The organism is Streptomyces swartbergensis, assembly GCF_002148965.1.
GTDB lineage: Bacteria > Actinomycetota > Actinomycetes > Streptomycetales > Streptomycetaceae > Streptomyces > Streptomyces swartbergensis.
This window is the reverse complement of sequence record NZ_NGFN01000390.1, coordinates 1-7,697: the sequence shown is the minus strand read 5'-3', so window position 1 is coordinate 7,697 and position 7,697 is coordinate 1. Positions and strand designations below refer to the sequence as shown.

Here is a 7,697-nt window from a genome sequence, read left to right as displayed (position 1 = left end):
TCGAAGAGCCATCGCACCCAACGAGCCTCAGCCGCAAAGGTCACACATTCGACAGGCGAACTCCCGTTCCCGCGCTTACGCTCGGCCAAGCGGCAGCAGTACCAACCCCCGTGTCGTGCGTTGCCTGTTCCCGTCCCTCAGGAAGACCCCCGGCGCACTGCCGGGGGTTCCCCGATGCCCCGTTCCGAGCGGATCTGGCCGGAAAGCGCCGCCGCCTCAGCCGAGAGCCGGCACGGGCAGGGCGGGCGGCCGGTCCGGGAGGAAGCCGTGGGCGCGCCGGGCCAGCCAGTCGGCCTTGTAGCGGTCCACCTCGCGGTGCCAGTTGAGGATGCCCGCCATCCAGTTCTGAAGGTCCGACACGTACTCCCGCATGACGGCGCGGCCCTCGTCCGTGAGCCGGAAGTCCTCGTACAGGATGGGCAGTTCGTGCTCGACCACGTGCTCGAACTGCCGCATGCGCTGGCTCATCAGGTCGTGCACGATGCCGAGGGCGGTCGGGTAGTCGCAGCCGAAGAAGGTCTGCACGACGAGGATCGCGTTGTGGATCTCGCCCTCGTACTCGATCTCCTTCTGGTACGAGAAGACGTCGTTGGTCAGGCACGCGAAGTCGATCGCGGCGTTCTCCAGGGAGCGGACCGGGCCGCTGCGGTAGATCTCGGGCGGGACGGCCGGGCCGTGGCCCATCCGGCACAGGCTCAGGGTGAGGTCGGAGCCGAAGGTCGCGCGGCGCATCTCCAGGTAGTCGACCGGGTCGGGGACGCGGTTCTGGAGTTGGTTGGACAGTTCCCACACCCAGCTCTCGGTCATGACGTTGATCGCGTCCTTCAGGGTGCGCCGCGACTCGGGCGTCATGTCCGCGGTGGTGCGCAGCCACAGGTCGAGCAGGCCGCGCTCCATGGCGTTGGCGGGGACCGGCGGCGCCTCACCGGCGACCGGCATGCAGTCGGACAGGCGTGCCGTGGTCAGCCGGGCGGCGGCCAGGTCGCGGCGGTGGCCGTAGACCAGCGGGTAGTAGTCGTCGCCGTAGGTGCCCCAGGCGAGCCACTGCGCGCTGAGGTCGAGGGCCTCGGGCGTGGCGTCCGGGTCAAGGCCCGCCGAGCAGAGCGGGAGGTCGTAGGCCCGGAGCTTGTCCTCGTCCCAGACGCCCTCGGCGAGGATGCCCATCCGGTCCACCCAGTCGCGCAGGTTCCGGCGGGCGTGGTCGAGGTGCGGGCTGAGCTGGAGCGCGAACGGCATGCGGATGTCGGGGATCTGTGACGGCCCGACTTTCTGGTACGGCACGTGCGTGTAGGAGCGCAGCCGCTCGGCTCCGGCCGCGGCGAGCAGGGCGCGGACGTCGGCGGCGGAGGTGCCCATGCCGCTGCATCCCGGCCAGGGCCTGCTGCCGCGCGCGTTCTCGTTCATGTAGCGGCTGGAACGCAGATGCCACTCGTGACCGCCGGACTGCCAGTCCTGGAGTCCCTTGGTGTACGCCGCCACGGCCGTGACCTCGCCGGGCGTGAGGCCGTTCTCCAGGGCCACCGCGGGCACTTCGGTGAACGCCGTGTGCTCGAACTGCTGGAGGCGGGACGTGAGGATGTCGTTGACGGTGTCGGCGGCCTCCTGGGTGGTGCAGCCGAAGAAGGTCTCCAGGACGAGCACGCCGTTGCTGTTCTCGCCCTCGTCCTCGACCTCCCGCTGGTAGGAGAACAGGTCGTTGCGCAGGTGCACGGCGTCGGAGAACGTCTCCATCAGCACCCTGAGCGGCCTGGACTCCGCGACGGACGCGGGCACTTCGGCGGTCGCGTACTCCACGAGGCCCGCCGACCAGGGGGCGCCGCCCACCTTGCGGCGCATCTCGATGTACTCGACGGGGTTGGCGATCCGCCCCTCGTTAATGTTGGACAGCTCCCACAGGGACTCGTTCAGCAGGTGCTCGGTCGCCACGGCGAAGCGGCGGCGCCAGTCCTGCGACATCTTCGGCACCGTACGCGCCCACAGGTCGGCGAGGCCCGCCTCGACCGGGTTCTCCGGCTCCGGTACGGGAGTCGAGAGGTCCAGCGGCATGAACAGCGGCAGCCGGTCCAGGTGGGCCTTGCCGGCGACGCGGTCCTGGCTGCGCTTGTACTTCTCCAGGAAGTGGTCGTCGAAGAAGAAGACCCACACGTACCAGTCGGTGATGAGGGAGAGGGCGGGGCCGTCGCAGTCGGGGTGGGTGTAGGCGCAGAGCAGGCCGTAGTCGTGCGCGTCGAGGTCGGCCTGTTCCCAGACGCCTGATCCCTCCAGCATGCCCATCTCGCGCGCCCACTCGGTCGAATGGGCCCGGGCCTCGTCGAGATGGGGGTTCAGCCGCGCGGGATGCGGCATGTAGAAGTGCGGGAGTTCGAACGGCTGCGTCATGGCGGGGCCCTACCCGGCGCCTCGCAGCGGCATCCGCGGGGCCGGACATGATCACACCATCGCGTGAATCGGGCATGAACGCGGGAGTTATCGCCGGACCTTGTGGCGTTCATCTCTACGCGCGCAGACTTACGCCCGCACCCTGGCAGTCACGTCCCTCTTGTCCCTCTCGTTCACCGGAGTCCACCATGAAGCAGTCCCGAGCCCTGCCGCGCCGGGCCGCGCTCACCTCGCTCGCGGGGGCGGCGCTGGCCGGTGCGACCGCCGCGCACGCCTCGGCGTCCGAACGGCACGGGCGCACCGTGCGGTTCGCCACGTTCAACGCCTCCCTGAACCGCTCCGCGCGGGGCGCCCTTCCGGGACCTGTCCACCCCGGACGACGCCCAGGCGCGCAACGCCGCCGAGACGATCCAGCGGGTCGACCCGGACGTGCTGCTGATCAACGAGTTCGACCACGACGACGAGGGCGCGGCGGTCCGCCTGTTCCTGCGCGACTACCTGGCGGTGGGGCAGGGCGGCGCCCGCCCGGTCCGCTATCCGTACCGCTTCACCGGTCCCGTGAACACGGGCGTCGCCACGGGGGTGGACCTGGACGGGAAGAACGGGGCCGTGACCACGCCCGGTTCGGACGCCTACGGGCAGGACGCCTACGGGTACGGCTGGTTCCCCGGCCAGTACGGCATGGTCGTGCTGTCCAAGTACCCGATCGACACGCGCGCGGCGCGCACCTTCCAGCACTTCCTGTGGAAGGACATGCCGGGCAACGTCATGCCCGAGGGCTACTACAGCGACGAGGCCCGGGCGATCCTGCGGCTGTCCTCCAAGAGCCACTGGGACGTGCCCGTGCGGATCGGCCGGGACACCGTGCACTTCCTGGTGTCGCACCCGACCCCGCCCACCTTCGACGGCCCCGAGGACCGCAACGGCCGGCGCAACCACGACGAGATACGCCTGTGGGCCGACTACATCGGCGGACGGCGGCGCGGAGCGTACCTGTACGACGACCGGGGCCGGCGCGGCGGACTGCGGCCCGGGGCACGGTTCGTGATCGCGGGAGACCTCAACGCCGATCCGTACGACGGCGACAGCTACGACCACGCCATACGGCAGCTGCTGGAGCACCCAGCGGTCAACCTGCCGACCGAGCCGCCGGCGAGCAGGGGCGGGGTGGAGGCGGCCCGGCTCCAGGGTGGCGCGAACGCTTCTCACCTCGGTGATCCGGCGTACGACACCGCCGACTTCGGCGACACCGCGCCCGGCAACCTGCGCGTCGACCACGTCATCCCGTCCCGGGGGCTGGTACCGGGCGCGAACGGCGTGTTCTGGCCGACGCCCGGCGACTCCCTGTACCGGCTGGTGGGGGACGGCGCGACGGTTCCGACGTCGGACCACCGGCTGGTGTGGCAGGACGTGAAGGTGATCTGAGCTACCCCGGGGTGCTCACCTGGATCAGCGCGTGCGTGCCGCTGGTGCGCCAGCGCTGGTCCTCCGCGGCGACCAGTTCGGCCTCGGTGCGGGCGTCGAGGCCGGTGATCACGTCGGACTTCAGGGTGCGCAGGGCGGCGACCGGGCCGGGGAAGTACGCGGTGACGTCCGGGAACGGCGTGGTCGGGGCCCAGAGCCGGTCGCCCACGAGGCGGCGGTAGTTGAGGTCGCCCTTGACGACGGTGAGCGTGGCCGCGGCGAAGTCGGCGCGCAGGTCGGCGGGCATCTCCTCGTACGGCAGCGGGGCGCAGGAGAAGGGGTGGGCGCGCAGGGTCAGGCGGCCGTCGGCCAGGGCGGACCACAGGCGCTGCCCGTACGCGGCGGCCGCTCCCCCGGCACCGGTCAGCCGGCGCAGTGCGTCGACGACGTCGGCGGTGGTGGCGTCGGAGACGTAGTACGGGTAGGGCTTGACGTGCAGGACGGCCCGTCCGATGCGCCCGTGGGCCAGGAGATGGGCGATGAGGAGCAGGTCGGGGACGAGTTCGCGGCCCGCGTTGTCGGCGACCAGGCACAGGGTGCCCGTGCCGGAGGCGCCGAGCAGGGCCCACAGCCGGTCGCTGTCGTCGGCCACCAGCCCGGGGGCGGCGTCGGCGGTCCGTGCGCCCTCGGCGGAGAGCCGGAAGCCGAGGTCGGCGCGGTTGCCCCAGAGGGAGCCGTGCAGCAGGGCCTGTGCCTGTTCGCCTGCGGGCAGCTTTGCGAGGTCGTCGAGCGCGGCGAGTTCCTCGTCGGTCTCGCGGGAGTCGAGTTCGGCCAGTTTGAAGGGGCGGAACGGGTCGATGCCCTGCCAGGGGCCGGGGCCGAAGTAACCGACGGCCTGGAGCAGCCGGCGGTAGAACCAGCTCTCGGACCAGAGCCACGGCACGTCGAACCAGGACCGGCCGGTGTACTCGCGCAGCCCCCAGGTCTGCCAGAGGTCGCGGTCGTGCGCGTCGGCGGGGAGCGGTTCGATCTCGCCCTTGGTGCAGTTCGCCAGCAGGTCGTCGAGCGCGCGGTGCTGCCCGGGTTCGTACGGGAAGGCCTCGCGCACCTGCCGGATGATGGCCGGGTGCCGCTCGGCGAGCACGCTGTGGGGGAAGGAGCCCGGCTGGTCGCCGAGGAGCACGGGTGCGGATGGGGTGTCGGGCATGCGGTTCACCGTAGCGCGCGGGCGCCATGTCCCGGCCGGCCTGGTCGGGCCCGTGCTCACCCGGGGCGCACAGTCCCGCCCGGGACCGTCAGACCGGGGCCAGTTCGCGTTCCAGGCGGGCCGCCAGGCTCAGGTAGCGGGCGCGGCGGGTCACCGGGACCAGGCCGCGGATGAGTATGTTCCACATCTCGGCCGTCCGGCGGGGCTGGCGCGCGACGGGCTCGCGGGAGCGGCCCACGACCCGGGTGCCGACGAAGAAACAGACCAGGGAGTGGGCCACGACGTCGATATCGATGTCCGGGTGGACGTCGGACTCCTTGACCGCGCCGACGAGCCGGGCCGTGACGATGTCCAGCCACTCCGTGAACGGATGGCTCAGCGGCGGACGGGGCCGGATCCCTCCGGTGGCGAGCCGCAGGCCGGCCCTGAGGACCGGGTCCTCGACGGACATGCGGGTGATGCCGAAGGTGAGGCGCATCAGCGCCTCCAGGGACGTGTGGCCGCGGTGGTCGGTCTCCGCCGCAAGCCGGCGGGCGGTGTGCGACTGGAGTTCGAGGATCGCGTGGGCGAGGTCCTCCTTCGCCGCGAAGTGGAAGTACAGGGCGCCCTTGGTGACCTGAGCGTGCTCCACGATGTCGCTGAGACTGGTCGATTCGTAGCCGCGACGGTCGAACAGGTCAGCGGCGGCCGTGATGATCGTCGAGCGGGTCTGCTCGGCTCGCAACTGCCTCGCCATCGACTGAACTCTCCCGGGACCGAAATGAACGGGTCATGCCGTTTGTTTTTACCCCGCGTACACGATAACTCACCCTCAGACGGTGTTCACCACACCAGTGTGCCGGAGTGCGGGTGCACATCCGGCAAAACAATCGCAACTGGTGAAAGAAAACAGCGCGTTCGGTATCTAACTGTGGGGGTTGTGCGGCCGCACGTAAAGGCGGGCCGGCCGGTGCCCCATCCGCACCGGCCGGCCCGCCCGCTCGTGAGCTGCCCGTTCAGCGTCCTCGTCGAAGGAGGACCAGGAGATTCAGAAGGATCAGAAGGTCAGCTTCCAGCCGTTGAGCGTGCCGGTGTCCTGCGCCGCGGTGTCCTGGACGCGCAGCTTCCAGGTGCCGTTGGCGCTCTCACCGGAGGCGTTCACCGTGTAGGTGGTGTTCACGTTGTCCGCGGAGTCCGAGGCGGCGGACTTCAGACGGTACGCCGAACCGTCCGGCGCGACCAGGTCGATGACGAGGTCGCCGCGGTAGGTGTGCGTGATGTCGACGCCGACCTGGAGGGCCGACGGCGCGTTGCCGCTGCGGCCGGTGACGCTGATCGGCGACTCGATCGCCGCGCCGTTGTCCGGGATGGCGACGGCGGTGGTGCTGGAGAAGGTCGTGCCGGTGGACGTACCGCCCTTGACGGCCTGGACCGTCTTGGCGGCGTCCGCGAGGCCGGCGCCGCAGCCGCCGGAGCAGGTGCCGGGCAGCGGACGGGCGTTGGCCTTGATGGCCGACTCGATCTGCGCCGGAGTGAGGGCGGAGTTGGCCGACTTCATCAGGGCGGCGAGGCCCGCGACGTGCGGGGTGGCCATGCTGGTGCCCTGGTAGTAGGCGTAGTTCTCGCTCGACGGCGTCTTCGTGCCGGAGTTCAGCGTGGACAGGATGCCGTTGGCGGTGGAGGTCCGGGTCTCGCCGCCGGGGGCGGAGATGTCGACGACCGTGCCGTAGTTGGAGTACGAGGCCCGGCTGCCCGCGCGGTTGGTCGCGGCGACCGTGATGACGTTGTTGCAGTTGGCCGGGGACGAGGACGAGGCGTTCGTGTTCTCGTTGCCGGCCGCGACGACGACCGAGGTGCCGCGGTTCACGGCGCCGTTGATGGCGCTCTGGGTGGCGCTGGAGCAGGCGCCGCCCCCGCCGAGGCTCATGTTGATGACCTTGGCGACGTTGGTGTTGGCGGGGACACCGGAGACGGTGCCGCCGGAGGCCCAGGTGATGGCGTCGATGATGTCGGAGTCGTAGCCGCCGCACTTGCCGAGGACGCGGACCGGGGAGATCTTCGCGCCGTGGGCGATGCCGGCGATGCCCTTGCCGTTGTTCGTGGCGGCGGCGATGGTGCCGGCCACGTGCGTGCCGTGCCAGGAGGAGTTCGAGGCCGGGATGCCCGCGCCGCACTCGCCCGCGTTGTACCAGTCGCCCGGGTCGGCCGGGTTGCTGTCACGGCCGTTGCCGTCGACCGAGACGGCGGTGTCGGAGATGAAGTCGTATCCGCCGACGATGTTCGCCGCCAGGTCGGAGTGGGTGACGTAGCCGGTGTCGATGACGGCGACGGTGACGCCGGTGCCGGTGGTGGTGTCCCAGGCGGCCGGGACGTTCATGCCCGCGGTGGACTCGAACAGGTCCCACTGCTTGCCGTAGTCGGTGTCGTTCGGGGTGGCCGTCGGCTTGTTCAGGCGGTCGGGCACGACGTAGGCGACCTGCGGGTCGGCCTGGTACTGGGCGACGACGTCGGCGACGTCCGCCCGGGCGGGGTTCGTGCCCAGGTCGACGAGGGCGGCGCCGGTGCCGAGGCGGCGCTGGAAGTCGATGTCCTCGCCGGTCTTCTCGGCCTTGGCCGCGGCGTCGGCGGCGGCTGCCTTGTCGGACTTCGCCTCGGTCGCACCGGACTTGTAGCCGACGATGAGCCGCTCGGCCGGGGTGCCGGGGGCGGCCTCGGTCTGGGCGGGCGG

General features: G+C 71.0%; 5 protein-coding genes. 1 reads left to right on the top strand and 4 read right to left on the bottom strand.

The features are described from left to right. Positions 1 to 216: 216 nt before the first annotated feature. Complete coding sequence (cyc2, locus tag CA983_RS37525; RefSeq protein WP_086605198.1) at positions 217 to 2,379, bottom strand: germacradienol/geosmin synthase Cyc2; 2,163 nt, start codon at positions 2,377 to 2,379, stop codon at positions 217 to 219. Positions 2,380 to 2,808: 429 nt separating this feature from the next. On the opposite strand from cyc2, the gene CA983_RS37520 reads away from it, so the two are divergent. Then, positions 2,809 to 3,804: an endonuclease/exonuclease/phosphatase family protein gene (locus CA983_RS37520; RefSeq protein WP_244207261.1), complete on the top strand. Its 996-nt coding sequence runs from the start codon at positions 2,809 to 2,811 to the stop codon at positions 3,802 to 3,804. Between the two features lies 1 nt (position 3,805). Here the strand turns inward: CA983_RS37520 and CA983_RS37515 are convergent, their stop codons facing one another. The 3 genes from CA983_RS37515 to CA983_RS37505 all read right to left on the bottom strand — a co-directional run. After that, entirely contained in the window at positions 3,806 to 4,990 is a 1,185-nt protein-coding gene (locus tag CA983_RS37515) for a damage-control phosphatase ARMT1 family protein (protein WP_086605197.1), read from the bottom strand. Positions 4,991 to 5,078: 88 nt separating this feature from the next. Further along, a complete protein-coding gene (locus tag CA983_RS37510) occupies positions 5,079 to 5,726 on the bottom strand; it encodes a ScbR family autoregulator-binding transcription factor (protein ID WP_020273182.1) in 648 nt (215 codons plus the stop codon). Positions 5,727 to 6,026: 300 nt separating this feature from the next. Then, positions 6,027 to 7,697 (bottom strand): S8 family peptidase (locus CA983_RS37505; protein ID WP_086605196.1); only part of this gene is annotated, 1,671 nt, incomplete at its 5' end.

Coding starts and splice junctions, on each gene's coding strand:
- CA983_RS37515 (WP_086605197.1), bottom strand. CDS start 4,990: ATGCCCGACACCCCATCCGCACCCGTGCTCCTCGGCGACCAGCCGGGC.
- CA983_RS37510 (WP_020273182.1), bottom strand. CDS start 5,726: ATGGCGAGGCAGTTGCGAGCCGAGCAGACCCGCTCGACGATCATCACG.
- cyc2 (WP_086605198.1), bottom strand. CDS start 2,379: ATGACGCAGCCGTTCGAACTCCCGCACTTCTACATGCCGCATCCCGCG.